Here is a 14,638-nt window from a genome sequence, read left to right as displayed (position 1 = left end):
TCTTGATTGCCCTACATTCTAACGGAATCGGCGGCCAGTGCCCGACGAACGAGCATTGACGCTCGTTCCAATGGCCCCTACACTTGCGGCACTTCGGTGCTCGCGCACGCCCCCCGGCATGCGCAGTTAAACGGGAAACAGGGAGCCGCGTCCCCACACGGGCTGGCCAACCTGTGCTGCCCCCGCAACGGTAAGTCATTCTTTCGGCCCGAAAGGTTTCCGAAAACGCGCCTCGCCTCCATTGCCACTGTGTGCTATCCGCATGCGGGAAGGCCGGTCAGGCGCCATGATGACCAGCCCGGATACCGGCCCAAGTGAGTGGGGAATCATCCATGCCGCCCGGCTTTGCGCCGCAGGTGGCCTGACGTCGTTTTCATGTGTCGATGCTCAGCATCCGTGACGTGTCACCGGCGCTCCCCTTGCGCCGGCGGCCCGCGGGGGAACGGGCCTAGGCTATAAGAAAACTACGGAAGTCACACCCGACCATGCGCACCCACGTTCGCGCGATGGCGCCGCACGCGCCTGCTTTTGCACGTCTCGCTTCGGCGCCCGCCGCCCGCGTTCCCAGCATTTCCACTGGTATTCCCGCTCCGCACCGTCTCGCGATCGCTGTCGCCCTGCTGGCCACCAGCCTCGGCGCACACGCGCAGTCGAGCGATGCGTCGCTCAACACGACCGTCGTGACGGCCTCGCGCACCGAGCAGAAGCTGGCGGACACACTCGCGTCCACCTCGGTCATCACGCGCGAGCAGATCGAGCAAAGCCAGGCGCAGGACCTCCCGTCGCTGCTGCGCGGTCAGGCGGGTGTGGAAATTGCGCAGACCGGCGGCTTCGGCACGACGGCCAGCATCTTCATGCGCGGCGCGAACTCGAACTCGTCGCTGGTGCTGATCGACGGCGTGCCCGTCAACTCGGCCACGACCGGTGTGACCAATATCGCTCAGATTCCGGTGTCGCAAATCGACCACATCGAAATCGTGCGAGGTAACGTGTCCGCCCTGTACGGCTCGCAAGCCATTGGCGGCGTGATCCAGATCTTCACACGCAAGGGTGACGGCGGCCCGCCCAAGGCTTACGCCGAAGTCGGCTACGGCACGAACAACACCACGCAGGCCAACGCCGGTATCGCCGGGTCGTTCGAAGACGGCAAGACGCGCTTTTCGCTGGATGTGTCGCGTTTTCACACCAACGGCATTTCGGCACAGGACCCGCGCTTCGCACCGAAGGTCAACCCGAACCGCAACGGCGACGACAACACCAGCGTGACGGCCTCGCTCTCGCGCAAGTTCGGCGACACGTGGGAAGTCGGTGCGCGTCTGTTCCAGAGCGACGGCAGCAGCAGCTATGACAACGCGTTCGGCAAGCCCTCCGATCTGAACGACACCGACGCACGTGTGCGTCAAATCTCGGCGTACGCCAAGGGCAACATCACCGACAAGTGGAACACGCGCTTCACCGTCACGCAGGGCGACGACTATAGCTACAACTATCTGAACGGCAAGGGCAACGGCAACTTCCATACGTCGAACAACCAGATCGACTGGGCCAACGAATACGCCTTCATGCCGGACCACAAGCTGATCGCGGGTTACACGCGTCAGGAACAGACGGTCGAAGGCAACACGACCTACAACCACAACAACCGCCATCTCGACTCGTTCTACGTCGGCTATGAAGGTGTTTTCGCACAGAAGCACGAAGTGCAGGCCACCGTGCGCCGCGACATCTATTCGGACTTCGGCGGTGCGAACAGCTACTGGGTCGGTTACGGCTACAAGCTGACCGAGCAGTGGAAGCTGATGGCCAACGCGTCGGACGGTTTCCGCGCACCGACCTTCAACGAACTGTTCTACCCGGGCTACGGCAATCCGAACCTGCAACCGGAACGTTCGATTTCGAAGGAACTCGCCGTCCAGTTCTACGACCCGGCCTTCGGTCTCGCGAAACTGGCGCTGTTCCGCACGAGCTACACGAACCTGATCCAGTCACTGTCCGTGTTCCCGTACACGGCTGCGAACGTGGCGAACGCGCGCGTCGAAGGGCTTGAGCTGACCTATCAGGGCAAGATTCAGTGGACGGGCACGGACGTTCGCGCGTCGTTCACGCGTCAGAACCCGACCGATCTCGATGCCAACAAGGTGCTGGCCCGCCGCGCCAAGCAATACGCGTCGTTCGGCGTGTCGCAGAAATTCCTTGGCAAGTACTCGGTCGGTGGCGATGTCTATTACAGTGGCGAGCGTTACGATACGGGCGGCCAGCATCTCGGCGCTTACACGCTCGTGAACTTGCAGGCACGCTACGATATCGACAAATCCTGGTACGTCTCGGCGCATCTGGACAACGTTTTCAACAAGAACTACCAGACGGTCTATGGCTACAACACCCTCGGACGCGCAATCTACGTCTCGCTTGGCTGGAAGCAGTTCTGACGACGTCCCGGCGGGACGTGACGCCGCATGACGCTGCGTCGCGCCCTCGCTATTTGGACGGGACTGGCCGGTATCGCGCTGGCCGTGCTCGTTGCGTCGCTCATGCTCGGGAGCGTGCCGGTTTCGTTGCGTGAGATCGGTGCGCTCGCGCTCGGTCACGACGCCGGTCTCGCTGGCGACGTGGTCTGGCGACTGCGTCTGCCGCGCGCGCTCGCCGCATTCGCGTGCGGCGGCTTGCTGGCGGTGGCTGGCACGCTCATGCAAACGCTGCTGCGCAACCCGCTCGCCGACCCGTACGTGCTCGGAATCTCCGGCGGCGCGGGCGTCGCGGCGCTTGCGTCGCTGGCGCTCATGCTGCCGTTTTTCTGGGTGCAGACGAGCGCGTTCCTCGGTGCACTCGCCGCCATCGCGATTGTGATGGGCCTCTCGCACCGCAGCTTCCTGCGCCCCGGCGATCAGGACAGCAGCACCAAACTGCTGCTCACCGGCGTGATGATGGCCGCCGGTTTCGGCGCGCTTTCCACCCTGATTCTCACGCTCGCGCCCGACGCGAGTCTGCGCGGCATGCTGTTCTGGCTGACGGGCGATCTGAACGGCGTGGATCGCGCGTCGTTGCCGCTGATCGCACTGGCCGTGACCTTGCTCATCGTGTGCCCGGTCGCCCATCGACTGAACGTGCTGCTGCGCGGCGAGGCGGTGGCTCAGGCCGTCGGTGTCGCCGTCGGCCCGTTGCGTGCGCGCATCTATCTGGCGGCGTCGCTGGCGACGGCCGTCGCCGTGACGACCGCAGGCAGCATCGGCTTCGTCGGGCTTGTGGTGCCGCACATTCTGCGGCTGCGCTTCGGCAACGATCAGCGCATGTTGATTCCGGCGGCCGCGCTTGGCGGCGGCGCGTTGCTGATGCTCGCCGATCTGGTCGCGCGCACCGTGATTGCGCCGACGCAACTGCCGGTCGGCGTCATCACGGCGATGATCGGTGTGCCCGTGTTCCTGTGGCTGCTCTCGCGACGGGTGATCCGATGACATCCATACCCACAACGAACCCGACGGCGAGCGCAGCGATATTGCAAACGCATGCGCTGACGCTGCGCGCGGGCGAGCGCGTGCTCGTCGACTGGCTGGACCTGGCGATTGCGCCGGGCGAGTGCTGGTGTCTGGCCGGACCGAACGGCGCGGGCAAGACGACGCTGCTCGGCACGCTCGCGGGGCTGCGTCCCATCGACGACAAGCCGCAGCGCGACGCCTCCATCACCGCCAGCGGACGTGTGGACATCGCAGGCAAGCCGCTCGCGCAATGGCGTCCGGCACCGTTGGCGAAAGTGCGTGCGCTCATGCCGCAGCAGAGCCGCGACGCGTTCGGTGCGACCGCGCTGGAAGTCGTGCTGGCGGGCCGTCATCCGTATCTCGCGCAGGGCCGCTGGGGTGCCTGGGAGTCCGACGAGGATGTCGCGCTGGCCATCGACGCACTCGCGCAGGTCGGTTTGGAAGACTTCGCGTCGCGCGACGTCACGACGCTCTCGGGCGGCGAGCGTCAGCGGGTGTCGCTGGCAGCGGTGATTGCGCAGGCCACGCCGTTGCTGCTGCTCGACGAACCCGTATCGCATCTCGATCTGCATCATCAGATCGACGCGCTCGAACGCCTCGCCCGCCACGCACAGCGCGACGATTGTGCAGTCGTTTTTTCGTGTCACGATCTCAACCTCGCGCGTCGCTTTGCCACGCATGCCCTCTTGCTCGACGGCCGTGGCGGCTGGCGTGCCGGTCCGGTGCAGGAAGTGCTATCGGCTGAGTATTGCAGCGACGCGTTCGGCTATCCGCTGCGCCTGATCCGCGATGGCGACGACGAGGCGCTTGTGCCGGTGCGGCGCACATGACTGACGTAGCCGGTGTACGTCCTCTATTTCCGTATTCGACTTGATTGACAGGTGCTGTCCATGACCCAGGAAACTCCGAAATCCGACGCGCTTTGCGCTGATAACAGCGGTAGCGGCATTGATGCAAACGCCGACGACGGTCGCAATGAACGCCATCGCACGCGCATGGTGCGCAAAAAGGCAGTTATTGACGAGAAGATCGAGAAAGCGCAGCGCGACTGCGGCGTGATCGTCATTACGACCGGCAACGGCAAGGGCAAATCCAGCTCGGGCTTCGGCATGGTCGTGCGGGCGATGGGGCACGGCATGAAGACCGGCGTCGTGCAGTTCATCAAGGGCGCTATCCCCACGGGCGAAGAGAAGTTCCTGCGCCGCTTCCCCGAAGAATGCGAGTTCCACGTGATGGGCGAAGGCTACACGTGGGAGACGCAGGACCGCGCGCGCGATATCGCCAAGGCCGAAGCGGCGTGGGAGCAGGCGCGCCGCATGTTGCAAGATGCGTCCTTCGGTCTGGTGTTGTTCGACGAACTGAACATTGCCCTCAAGCTCGGCTATCTCGACGTGAACACCGTGATTGCGGACTTGCAGGCGCGCCCCGACATGCAGCACGTGGTGATCACCGGCCGAGGCGCGCCGCAGGCGCTCATCGATGCGGCCAACACCGTGACCGACATGACGCCCGTGAAGCACGCGTTTGCCGACGGCATCCGCGCGCAGCCCGGCGTCGAAATGTAATTTCAGTCTCACTGCTCATCGTTTCAGGACGTTCCCGTATGACCGCATTCAGCCCCTTGCTGGCAGAACTCTTCGACATCGCCGCGCCGTCGACAGCCATGGACGCCGCGCTCCAGCACGCCATCGACATCAAGACGAAGCCGCCCGGCAGTCTCGGCGCACTGGAGCGCGTGGCGCACCGGATCGGCCGCATTCAGCAGAGCGCGACGCCGGAACTCGCACGTCCCGCCATGCTGGTGTTCGCGGGCGATCACGGCGTCGTGGCTTCGGGCGTGAGTCCCTATCCGCAGGCCGTGACGGCGCAGATGGTGCTCAACTTCCTGCGCGGCGGCGCCGCCATCAATGTCTTCTGTCGCGCTGGCGGCATCGAGATGGAAGTGATCAATGCGGGCGTGGCGGCGGACTTCCCGGCCCACGCGTCGCTCGTGGACATTCCCGTCGCGCGCGGCACGCAGAACTTTGTCGACACACCCGCCATGACGCGCGAGCAACTGGAGACGGCACTTGCCGCCGGGGCCGCGCGTGTGGTGGCGCACGCGTCGCGCGGCACGCGCATGATCGGCTTCGGCGAGATGGGCATTGGCAACACATCGGCCGCCGCCTGTCTGATGCAGCGTCTGACGGGGTTGCCGCTTGCGGACTGTGTCGGCCGTGGCACCGGTGTCGACGACGCCGGTCTCGCGCGCAAGACGGCCGTGCTCGAACGCGCGCTCGCGGCGCATCCGGCAATGGGTGAAACGCCTGACCCGCTCGACACGCTTGCGACCTTCGGCGGCTTCGAGATTGCGATGATGACCGGCGCGTATCTTGCCGCCGCGAAGCTCGGCCTTGTGATCGTGGTAGACGGCTTCATCAGCACGTCGGCACTGCTGGTCGCCGCGCGCGTCGCACCTGCGGTGCTCGATTACTGCGTGTTCGCGCACGCGTCGGACGAAACCGGGCATCGCGCCATGCTCGACGCGCTAGGCGCAGAACCGCTTCTGCAACTGGGACTGCGTCTCGGCGAAGGCACAGGCGCGGCGCTCGCGATGCCTCTGATTCAGGCGGCTGCGGCGTTCCTGCGCGAGATGGCGACGTTCGAAGGTGCGGGCGTCAGCGACCGCGCGTGAAAGAGACGACAAACGAATGACGACCTCCGCCCCCGATCCTTCCGACGACACGGTACCGCCGACACATGTGCCTGTGGTGCAGGATCGCGTGCGGGTCTCGTTCGGCGGATTCCGGGGACAGTTGCGTCTGTTCCTGACCGCGCTCGGCTTCTTCACGCGTGTGCCGATTCCGCAGTGGGTGGGTTATTCGCCTGAGCAACTGAACGCCGCGACGCGGTATTTCCCGCTCGTCGGCGTGTTCGTCGGTGCGCTGGTGGCGTTGTTGACGGTGGCGATGGGGCACCTATGTTCGCCGCATCTCGCCATTGCGCTGGGGCTGGGTGTGAGCGTGTTGCTCACGGGCGCATTTCACGAAGACGGACTGGCCGATTCCGTCGACGCGTTCGGTGGGGCGTTCGAGCGCGAGCGCGTGCTGGAGATCATGCACGATTCGCGCATCGGGACTTACGGCGCTGTGGCGCTGTGGCTCGCGCTGGCGGTCAAGTGGCAGGCGCTCGTCGACATTCAGGCGTCGGTCGGGTGGGGGGGCTTTGCCGTGGTGCTGATCGGCGCGCATGCGGCGAGCCGTAGCATGGCAATCAGTCTGCTGCGCGCCCTCGACTACGTGCGTCCCGAAGGCAAGGCGAAGCCGGTGGCGCAACGGCTGAGTCTCGCCGGACTGATGTTCGGTGTACTTTGCAGCGCGCCGTGGTGGCTATGGCCCGATTGGCGAGCCGGTGTGACCAGCCTGGTAGTTCTGATCGCATTGCGTGCGGCGTTCATCCGCTATCTGCGCCGACGCCTCGGTGGCTACACCGGCGACACGCTGGGCTTCGCGCAGCAACTCGGCGAGCTGGCGCTCTATCTCACGGTGTGCGCATGGATCTGATTCTGGTGCGTCATCCGCAGCCCGATGTGGCGTCGGGTGTCTGCTACGGTCAGACGGATGTGCCGCTAATCGAACCTATTCAACATGGGACGCTGGTCGCGCGAATCCGCAGTGCTATCGGAGACCGGCCGCTGACTGCGGTGCACAGCAGTCACCTGATGCGTGCGCGAATCCCGGCAAGTTGGCTGTCGTCTATGTTTCATGCGCCGCATCACGTCGATACCCGCCTCGCCGAGATGCACTTCGGCGAGTGGGAAATGCGTGCATGGGACGAGATCCATCGCAGTGCGCTCGACGCGTGGGCACAAAACATCGCTGGCTTTGCGCCGCCCGGCGGCGAGTCGGCCCGCGACGTTGTGGTGCGCGTGGACACGTGGGCGCGTGAGTTGCGCTCGCAGGCATCGGACAACGACGAGGTGCACGTTGTGATCGGTCACGCCGGGCCGATCCGTCTGCACATGGCCACGGCGTTGCGTCTGCCGACGACCACGTGCCTGTCGTGGGCACTCGACTTCGGCAGCATCTGTCATCTGCATATTGCCGACGACGGCAACGCGCGTCTGATTCACTGGAACGTGCAAACGCACGTGTAACCGCACGTCGCTGCTGCCGCTTCGCTGGCCGCCTTGTTGGCCGCCTTGTTTGGCCGATTTACTTCGCCGAAGCCGTCCGACGCGAGCGTGCGATATCGAGGTCTTCGCACATCGTGCGGGCGCCATCGAGAATGCGCGGGCTGGGACGGTTGATGAGGTCGCCGTCGATGCCGAACAGATTGTTGTGCGCGACGGCCGGGAGTTGCGGCCACTTGCGCCAGTTATCCAGCGTGGCCAGCGGCTTGTCGGACTTCGTGGCCCCGGGCGTCGCGGTGAACATCGCTTCCGGCGCTTTGGCCAGCACCGCTTCGATGGACACGCGCGGCACAAGCGCCGATTCGTCCGCGAAGACATTCACACCGCCGCACAGGCGGATCACGTCGCTCACCATATGCGTGCCGTTCAGCGTCATGAGCGGCTGCGTCCACACCTGATAGAACACCGGCACGGGCGCGCGCGACGCATATTGCTTGCGCAACGCTTCATAGCGCGCACGGAAAGCGTCTGCGGATTCCTTCGCCCTGGCAGGCGTGCCCATCAGTATGCCGAGCGTCTCGATTGCGGCTGGCAGATCCGTCAGATGTTTCGGCTCCGAATAGAACACGGGCAACTTCAACTGACGCAGCGCCTCGACCTGACGCTGCGAATTGCCGTGCATCCACACGACGAGCAGATCGGGCTTGAGCGCGAGAATGCGTTCGAGATCGAGCGCGCTGTTATCGCCCACGTGCGGCAGGCGCTGCGCCGCCTCGGGGTAGTCGGAGTACTTCACCACGCCCACGACCTTGTCGCCCGCACCGGCGGCGAACAGCAACTCCGTGGCGTGCGGGGACAGACTGACCACGCGTTGCGCCGGGGCAGGCAACGTGACGGTCGCGCCGGAGTCGTCTTTCACGGAGACGGCGGCATGTGCGCCGGACAGGGGCGCACCTGCGAGGCAGGCGATGGCGAGGGCAAGCGTCTGAACGCGTAGGCGGGTGAGCATGGCCGGGCGGGGCAGCGATATCAGCGACATGGGGGCGATGCGTTCGATGAGCGCGAAGCGAGACAGGTGTAAGGGCAGGCGGGTGCGAGACGCGTCGATAAAGAAACGTCGAAAAATGAGATCATTCCCGCCACGGACTCGCCATTTTCTGCGGGTTGGGGCGCGGCGACAAGCGTTTGAAAGACCGTCCTGCGAACCGATGTCACGCAACGGGTGTCGAAAGATGCGTGGCATTCGGCGGCATGCCAGCCGTGCCGGATAGAACTGAAGGAGTCGACGTCGTGAAGCGAAATATGGGAATAGTGGGCGCTGCGGCGCTGGTGTTGGTCGCGATGCTCGCCGGGTGCGCTGCGCCGGGCGGTGGGTCTGGATCGGGAACCAGTGCAACGAGCACTAGCAAAGTGCAAGCCTATGGCGTGCTCGACGCAGGGGTAGCTGTGGTGAGGTAACGCGCCGATCCAGGCCGTCGACAAGAACCCGTCGACCGAAACGACCGCGCCCCCTGACGCCGAAGCGTTCAGGGGGCGCGGTGTCTAACGCGGTGTAGCGTTAGTTCGATGCCGGTGCGGGTGCTGCGGCACCTGCGTCCGAAGCCGGGGCGCTCATGGCGCCGCCGCCTGCATCGCTGGCCGCAGCCGGTGCCGGTGCGGTCGTGGTCGTGTCAGCTGCCGGGGCGGCCGATTGGTCTTCCTTTTTGGAGCAACCCACCGTCACGATAGTGGCGGTCAGAAGCGTGGCGAGCAACAGAGGCAGTTTTTTCATTTGGTCGTCCTTTTGATTGGGGAAAGCCCTTGCGAAAGAACCTTCAGTCTAGCGGCGCCCTTCGGCGATGACTGTGTGCATTTGTTGCAGAAATGCTTCAATTTGTAACGAAAACGACAGGAACACCCGTTATTTAATACCGCGTAAGCAGCCTCTGGGCAGTCACTCGGCCATTCGTGGGATATCCCCGGGCAACGTACACCCGTTCTGAAGCATAACGGGAAAATTGGATGGGTCCGATCTGCGTCAGTTCCCGAAAACGTCATTCACGACGGAATCCGGGACGCAGCGCCGTCAGTGCACCCACCAGCCGCTGCCATTCGTCTTCAGTCGCGGGCAGGCCCAAACGCAGGCTCGGCAGCGTTTCGATGCCATCCACCAACGAGATCGGGCGTGCATCGAACAAGCGCGTCCATACGCCTTGTTCTGCCAGTTGCGCGTGCCATTGCGGCGCGAGCGCATGCGCCGTCCAGGCAAATAGCGGTGTGCCGACCGTTGGCCAGCGCTGGTCGCGCAACAGCGATAACAGTCGTTCACCTTCCCGCAACAAACGTTCCCGCGTCGCCAGTTGCCACGCCGTGTCGCTCAGAGCGGTTCGCACTGCGAACCTTGCCGGACCGCTGATCGTCCATGCACCGAGCCGTTCGGTCAGACGTGTGCCAAGCCCTTTCGGGCACAAGGCGAAGCCCGCACGGATCCCCGCCAGTCCGAAGAACTTGCCGACCGAGCGCAGGATGACGAGGCCGTCTTCGCCCGCGTGGGGCGTCATCGACGTAGCAGGGGATACGTCCGCAAAGGCTTCGTCGACGATCAGCATGCCGCCGCGCGCCGTCAGTTGCGCTTGCCATTGGGCGAGCGTCTCACGTGAGACGGATCGCGTCGTGGGATTGTCGGGGTTGACCCAGACGAGGTAGTCGACATCCGGCAAGCCAGCTTCCGGTCCGAGCCATGGGACGAGCGTGTGTCCGGCGTGCGCGAATGCCGGTGCGTATTCGCTGTACGTGAGGGATGCGACGGCGACGCGTCCCGGTCGAAGCAGCGCGGGCAGCGCGCGGATGACCGCCTGCGAACCGGCGCAGGGCACGACGGTGTCCACCGGCACGCCGTAATAGCGGGCAGCCACGTCGCAGAGGTCGTCGAAGGCGTCGGGGAGATCACGCCAGACACTCGGTGGTGGCATCGGCACCGGATATCCCACGGGATTGATGCCGGTCGACAGATCCAGCCAGTCTTCGCGAGGGCGTCCAAACCGGTGGATCGCCTCGCCGAGATTGCCGCCGTGGCGCGGGGCGTTCGAGGGTGACGATGAGGGTGACGGTGCGGGTGCAGCGGGTGATGCAGACATGACGATCGGAAAGCGAGTTACACCAGTGTGGTGGGCATGGCATCGGCCTGCGATGCAGCGAACAGCGCGAGCGCGCCCGTGACGATCAGCCACATCCACATGGAACGGGAGATCAGCCGCCACGCGGCCTTGATGTGTTGTGCGGAGGGTTCCATGCCGCAGCCGAGCGGTGGGCGTGTTTCCCACTCCCCGTGATATCGCGCCGGGCCGCCAAGCTGAACGCCGAGGCTACCCGCACCGGCGGCCATCACGGGACCGGCGTTGGGGCTGGACCACGCGCTGGCCTGCGTGCGCCAGCAATCGATGGCACGCGCCACGTCGCCAAAGATCGCGTAGCTCGCTGCCGTCAATCGCGCGGGAATCCAGTTGAGGACGTCGTCGATGCGCGCCGCCGGGCGGCCGAAATATAGAAACTTGTCGGTGCGATAGCCCCACATCGCGTCGAGCGTATTGGCCAGACGGAACAGCACGACGCCGGGCGCACCGGCAATCGCAAACCAGAAGAGCGCGCCGAAGATGGCGTCGTTGCCGTTCTCCAGCGTGGATTCGACGGCGGCGCGCGCGAGATCGGAGGCGTTAGCGTCTTCCGTATCGCGTGAAACGATGCGTGCCGTGAGGGCGCGTGCCTGTGTCAGATCGCCGTCGCGCAGGGCATGAGCAATGGGCATGACGTGTTCGCGCAGACTGCGGGCACCGAGCGCCGCGTACAACGCCAGCGCTTGCCAGACGATGCCGCCCCAGCCCGGCAGGAACGTCAGCGCCCACGCGATCAGTACGGGAATCACGAGCATGAGGCACCACGCCCACGCGCCACGTGTCATGGCGCTGAACGGCTTGTCGCGCACCTCGGGATCGTTAAGCCATGCCTCGACACCGTTGGCGATATAGCCGAAGCCGACCAGCGGGTGCCAGCGTCGCGGCTCGCCGAGCCAGGCGTCGAGCAACACGCCGATCAATGCGGCGAGCCAGAGCGATTCGGGCGCGAGTCCTGTGAGCATCGGCGAGTGACTCCTGTTTTCTCTTATCCCTTGATGGCCATCGGCAGCCCGGCGACCACGAAACGCACGTGCGGTGCCAGCGCGGCGACACGCTGGTTGAGACGTCCGAGTTCATCGACATAACGCCGCGTGAGCGCACCCATCGGGATCACGCCCAGACCGATTTCATTGCTGACGACGACGATCTTGCCGGGGAGCGAAAGCAGCGTCTGCGCGAGCGTGTCGACGACGCTTTGCCACTGCGCTTCCGTCGCAGGTCCCTCGGGGTGATCGTCCGGCGGACACAGCCAGCCCGCGAGCCACAGCGGCAAGCAGTCAACAAGCACGCAATGACCGTCCCGTGCGACTTCCCTCAGTGTGTCTGACAGCTCGCGTCCGGCTTCCACCGTCTCCCAATGTCCCGGACGGCTCGCCCGGTGATGCGCAATGCGCGCCTGCATCTCGGGTTCGGCGGTCACGGCGGCCGTCGCGACATAGGTCACGGGCAGGCCGCTCTGCGTGGCGAGACGTTCGGCGAACGCGCTCTTGCCGGAGCGCGCGCCGCCGAGTACGAAGGTGAGATCGGGGGAGTTCGGGACAGGGTCGGTCATGGCGGATATTGTACGAGCGCCCGATGCGATAATCCGCGTCATGAGTGAAATCCCTGTCAAATTCGAAGCACCCGGCGGCTCGCGTCGCGGCACCCTGATGATTCAGGGGACGTCGTCGGATGCGGGCAAGAGCACGGTCGTTGCCGGTCTTTGTCGTCTGTTGTATCGCGAGGGCGTGCGCGTCGCCCCCTTCAAGCCGCAGAACATGGCGCTCAACAGCGCCGTGACGGCCGACGGCGGCGAGATCGGGCGCGCACAAGCGTTGCAGGCGCAAGCAGCAGGCGTCGCCCCGCATACCGACTTCAATCCCGTGCTGCTCAAGCCGAGCAGCGACCGGGGCGCACAGGTCATCATCGGCGGCAAGGTCGTGGCCGATCTCGATGCGCGTGCGTATCAGGAGTACAAGCCTCGCGCGATGGCGGCGGTGCTGGCCGCGTACGAGCGTCTGCGCACGGGGTACGACGCCGTGCTGGTCGAGGGCGCGGGCAGTCCGGCTGAGGTGAACCTGCGCGCGCGCGACATCGCGAACATGGGCTTCGCCGAGGCAGTCGATGCCCCGGTGCTGCTCGTCGCCGACATTGATCGGGGAGGCGTTTTCGCGCAATTGATCGGCACGCTGGCGTGTCTGTCGGACAGTGAACGTGCGCGTATCAAGGGCTTCGTCATCAATCGCTTTCGCGGCGATCCGTCATTGCTCACGAGCGGGCTGGAATGGCTAGAGATGAAGACGGGCATCCCGGTGCTGGGTGTGTTGCCGTACCTGCACGGGCTGCATCTCGACGGCGAGGACATGCTGCCAGGCGAACGTCACAAGGCCGCGAGCGGCGAGACGCGTCTGCGCGTGACCGTACCCGCCTTGCCGCGCATCAGCAATCACACCGATTTCGACGCCTTGCGTGCGCATCCGCAAGTTGATTTCCGTTATGTCGGTGCGGGCGAGGCGTGGCCCGCCAGCGATCTCGTGATCCTGCCCGGGAGCAAGCACGTGCGTGCCGATCTCGCGTGGTTGCGCGCACAAGGCTGGGAATCGGCGATAGCGCGGCATCTACGCTATGGCGGCAAAGTGCTGGGCATCTGCGGGGGCTTGCAGATGCTGGGTGCTGCGATTCACGATCCGCTCGGTCTCGAGGGGGATGCGGGCACGACCTCGGGCCTCGGCTGGCTGGAGATCGAAACCACCATGGAGACCCAGAAGCAATTGCGCGTGGTGGCCGGACGTCTCACCACTGGCGACGCGCCGGTGAACGGCTACGAGATCCATATGGGGGTGACGCGCGGGGCGGCGCTTGCGCGTCCTGCGGTCTGGCTGGACGGTGGCGAACAAGCCCCGGTCGCCGACGGTGCCCGCTCGGCCGACGATCAGGTCATGGGGACGTATCTGCACGGCCTGTTCGACACCCCTGATGCACTGCAAGCGCTGCTCGCGTGGGCGGGCGCACGCGATCTGGCGGTGCAGGACTACAACGCGCTGCGCGAGGCGTCGCTGGACCGATTGGCCGACGCGTTTGCCGCGCATCTGGATTTGCCGCGCGTGTGGGCCTGTCTGCGCTAGCAGGGAGGCTGGTGGGCATGCAGCTCGCGCGCGTCTGGACGACGTGCTGAGGTCCGGCCAGGACTCGACCGAACCCGGCGGAAGCGGCTTCGTCATCGACCCGTTGTAATATTGGCGAAAATCGACCTCGGGGAGTCTGCAATGCCGGTGATTGTGGTGGCGAATCCAAAGGGTGGCGTGGGCAAGAGCACGCTGGCAACGAATCTGGCGGGCTATCTCGCCGCGCAGGGCCATGCCGTCATGCTCGGCGACACGGATCGTCAGCAGTCCTCGCGCGCCTGGCTGGGGCTGCGTCCACCGGCGCTGCGCCCGATCGCCACTTGGGATGTCGACCACAACGAGGTGGCGCGTCCGCCCAAGGGCACCACGCACGCAGTGCTCGATACGCCTGCGGGTTTGCACGGCAAGCGTCTCGAGTCGATCCTCAAGCTCGCGGACCACATTCTGGTGCCGTTGCAACCGTCGATCTTCGATATCCTCGCCACGCGCGATTTTCTTCAGAAGCTGGGCGAAGAGAAGGCGGTGCGTCAGGGCGACGTGCGCGTCGGTGTGGTCGGGATGCGTGTGGACGCTCGCACCCGGGCGGCCGATCAGCTCTCGCGCTACTGCGAGGAGGCGGGTCTGCCGGTGCTCGGCATGCTGCGTAACACGCAGAACTACGTGCAGCTCGCCGCGCATGGGCTGACGTTGTGGGATGTCGCGCCGGGGCGCGTCGAGCGCGACCTGCCGCAGTGGGACGGCATCACCGAGTTCGTGGCGAGATAAAAAAAGGGACCCGCAGGTCCCTTTTTCTTTGGG

14 protein-coding genes and 1 riboswitch are annotated in these 14,638 nt (G+C 65.2%); of the genes, 9 read left to right on the top strand and 5 right to left on the bottom strand.

From position 1 onward, the window contains the following. Nucleotides 1-77 precede the first annotated feature (77 nt). Nucleotides 78-328, top strand: a riboswitch (cobalamin riboswitch). 157 nt (nucleotides 329-485) lie between these two features. Genes PCO31010_RS15915 through cobC form a run of 7 tightly spaced genes read left to right on the top strand, consistent with a single transcriptional unit; the run spans nucleotide 486 to nucleotide 7,608 of the window. Next, entirely contained in the window at nucleotides 486-2,429 is a 1,944-nt protein-coding gene (locus PCO31010_RS15915) for a TonB-dependent receptor plug domain-containing protein (RefSeq protein WP_150665110.1), read from the top strand. A gap of 27 nt (nucleotides 2,430-2,456) precedes the next feature. Further along, nucleotides 2,457-3,452, top strand: a complete 996-nt coding sequence (locus PCO31010_RS15910; protein ID WP_150665109.1) for a FecCD family ABC transporter permease — start codon at nucleotides 2,457-2,459, stop codon at nucleotides 3,450-3,452. Then, nucleotides 3,449-4,303 (top strand): ABC transporter ATP-binding protein, encoded by an 855-nt coding sequence (locus tag PCO31010_RS15905; protein ID WP_150665108.1) that lies wholly within the window; start codon nucleotides 3,449-3,451, stop codon nucleotides 4,301-4,303. The genes PCO31010_RS15910 and PCO31010_RS15905 overlap by 4 nt, the downstream gene beginning before the upstream one ends. 60 nt (nucleotides 4,304-4,363) lie before the next feature. Continuing rightward, entirely contained in the window at nucleotides 4,364-5,038 is a 675-nt protein-coding gene (gene cobO / locus PCO31010_RS15900; protein ID WP_150665107.1) for a cob(I)yrinic acid a,c-diamide adenosyltransferase, read from the top strand. 38 nt (nucleotides 5,039-5,076) lie between these two features. Beyond that, entirely contained in the window at nucleotides 5,077-6,147 is a 1,071-nt protein-coding gene (gene cobT, locus PCO31010_RS15895; protein ID WP_150665106.1) for a nicotinate-nucleotide--dimethylbenzimidazole phosphoribosyltransferase, read from the top strand. A 16-nt stretch (nucleotides 6,148-6,163) separates the two neighbouring features. Beyond that, on the top strand, nucleotides 6,164-7,015 hold the full coding sequence (locus PCO31010_RS15890) for an adenosylcobinamide-GDP ribazoletransferase (protein ID WP_246184632.1): 852 nt from the start codon (nucleotides 6,164-6,166) through the stop codon (nucleotides 7,013-7,015). Next, nucleotides 7,006-7,608 carry an alpha-ribazole phosphatase family protein gene (gene cobC, locus PCO31010_RS15885; RefSeq protein ID WP_150665105.1) on the top strand — a complete coding sequence of 201 codons (603 nt, stop codon included), beginning with the start codon at nucleotides 7,006-7,008 and terminating at the stop codon, nucleotides 7,606-7,608. The genes PCO31010_RS15890 and cobC overlap by 10 nt, the downstream gene beginning before the upstream one ends. A gap of 58 nt (nucleotides 7,609-7,666) precedes the next feature. Here the strand turns inward: cobC and PCO31010_RS15880 are convergent, their stop codons facing one another. From PCO31010_RS15880 to cobU, 5 genes are all read right to left on the bottom strand, one after another. After that, nucleotides 7,667-8,623: a cobalamin-binding protein gene (locus tag PCO31010_RS15880; protein ID WP_246184631.1), complete on the bottom strand. Its 957-nt coding sequence runs from the start codon at nucleotides 8,621-8,623 to the stop codon at nucleotides 7,667-7,669. A gap of 519 nt (nucleotides 8,624-9,142) precedes the next feature. After that, complete coding sequence (locus PCO31010_RS15875) at nucleotides 9,143-9,355, bottom strand: hypothetical protein (RefSeq protein WP_150665104.1); 213 nt, start codon at nucleotides 9,353-9,355, stop codon at nucleotides 9,143-9,145. A 262-nt stretch (nucleotides 9,356-9,617) separates the two neighbouring features. Next, on the bottom strand, nucleotides 9,618-10,700 hold the full coding sequence (gene cobD, locus PCO31010_RS15870; protein WP_150665103.1) for a threonine-phosphate decarboxylase CobD: 1,083 nt from the start codon (nucleotides 10,698-10,700) through the stop codon (nucleotides 9,618-9,620). A gap of 17 nt (nucleotides 10,701-10,717) precedes the next feature. After that, on the bottom strand, nucleotides 10,718-11,698 hold the full coding sequence (gene cbiB, locus PCO31010_RS15865; RefSeq protein ID WP_150665102.1) for an adenosylcobinamide-phosphate synthase CbiB: 981 nt from the start codon (nucleotides 11,696-11,698) through the stop codon (nucleotides 10,718-10,720). A 23-nt stretch (nucleotides 11,699-11,721) separates the two neighbouring features. After that, complete coding sequence (gene cobU, locus PCO31010_RS15860) at nucleotides 11,722-12,288, bottom strand: bifunctional adenosylcobinamide kinase/adenosylcobinamide-phosphate guanylyltransferase (RefSeq protein ID WP_150665101.1); 567 nt, start codon at nucleotides 12,286-12,288, stop codon at nucleotides 11,722-11,724. 40 nt (nucleotides 12,289-12,328) lie between these two features. On the opposite strand from cobU, the gene PCO31010_RS15855 reads away from it, so the two are divergent. Together PCO31010_RS15855 and PCO31010_RS15850 are read left to right on the top strand one after the other, a co-directional pair. Next, complete coding sequence (locus tag PCO31010_RS15855; RefSeq protein ID WP_246184630.1) at nucleotides 12,329-13,840, top strand: cobyric acid synthase; 1,512 nt, start codon at nucleotides 12,329-12,331, stop codon at nucleotides 13,838-13,840. Nucleotides 13,841-13,981: 141 nt separating this feature from the next. Further along, nucleotides 13,982-14,605, top strand: coding sequence for a ParA family protein (locus PCO31010_RS15850; RefSeq protein ID WP_150665099.1), 624 nt, complete (start codon nucleotides 13,982-13,984; stop codon nucleotides 14,603-14,605). Nucleotides 14,606-14,638 lie beyond the last annotated feature (33 nt).

The sequence above is a fragment of the Pandoraea commovens genome (assembly GCF_902459615.1).
Lineage (GTDB): Bacteria > Pseudomonadota > Gammaproteobacteria > Burkholderiales > Burkholderiaceae > Pandoraea > Pandoraea commovens.
This window is presented reverse-complemented; position numbering and strand designations above follow the sequence as displayed.

Bases quoted from the DNA above. Each gene is read 5' to 3' on its own strand.
- PCO31010_RS15905 (WP_150665108.1), top strand. From the start codon at position 3,449: ATGACATCCATACCCACAACGAACCCGACGGCGAGCGCAGCGATATTG.
- PCO31010_RS15890 (WP_246184632.1), top strand. From the start codon at position 6,164: ATGACGACCTCCGCCCCCGATCCTTCCGACGACACGGTACCGCCGACA.
- PCO31010_RS15910 (WP_150665109.1), top strand. From the start codon at position 2,457: ATGACGCTGCGTCGCGCCCTCGCTATTTGGACGGGACTGGCCGGTATC.
- cobT (WP_150665106.1), top strand. From the start codon at position 5,077: ATGACCGCATTCAGCCCCTTGCTGGCAGAACTCTTCGACATCGCCGCG.
- cobC (WP_150665105.1), top strand. From the start codon at position 7,006: ATGGATCTGATTCTGGTGCGTCATCCGCAGCCCGATGTGGCGTCGGGT.
- PCO31010_RS15850 (WP_150665099.1), top strand. From the start codon at position 13,982: ATGCCGGTGATTGTGGTGGCGAATCCAAAGGGTGGCGTGGGCAAGAGC.
- PCO31010_RS15880 (WP_246184631.1), bottom strand. From the start codon at position 8,623: ATGTCGCTGATATCGCTGCCCCGCCCGGCCATGCTCACCCGCCTACGC.
- cbiB (WP_150665102.1), bottom strand. From the start codon at position 11,698: ATGCTCACAGGACTCGCGCCCGAATCGCTCTGGCTCGCCGCATTGATC.
- cobU (WP_150665101.1), bottom strand. From the start codon at position 12,288: ATGACCGACCCTGTCCCGAACTCCCCCGATCTCACCTTCGTACTCGGC.
- cobO (WP_150665107.1), top strand. From the start codon at position 4,364: ATGACCCAGGAAACTCCGAAATCCGACGCGCTTTGCGCTGATAACAGC.
- PCO31010_RS15875 (WP_150665104.1), bottom strand. From the start codon at position 9,355: ATGAAAAAACTGCCTCTGTTGCTCGCCACGCTTCTGACCGCCACTATC.
- cobD (WP_150665103.1), bottom strand. From the start codon at position 10,700: ATGTCTGCATCACCCGCTGCACCCGCACCGTCACCCTCATCGTCACCC.
- PCO31010_RS15915 (WP_150665110.1), top strand. From the start codon at position 486: ATGCGCACCCACGTTCGCGCGATGGCGCCGCACGCGCCTGCTTTTGCA.
- PCO31010_RS15855 (WP_246184630.1), top strand. From the start codon at position 12,329: ATGAGTGAAATCCCTGTCAAATTCGAAGCACCCGGCGGCTCGCGTCGC.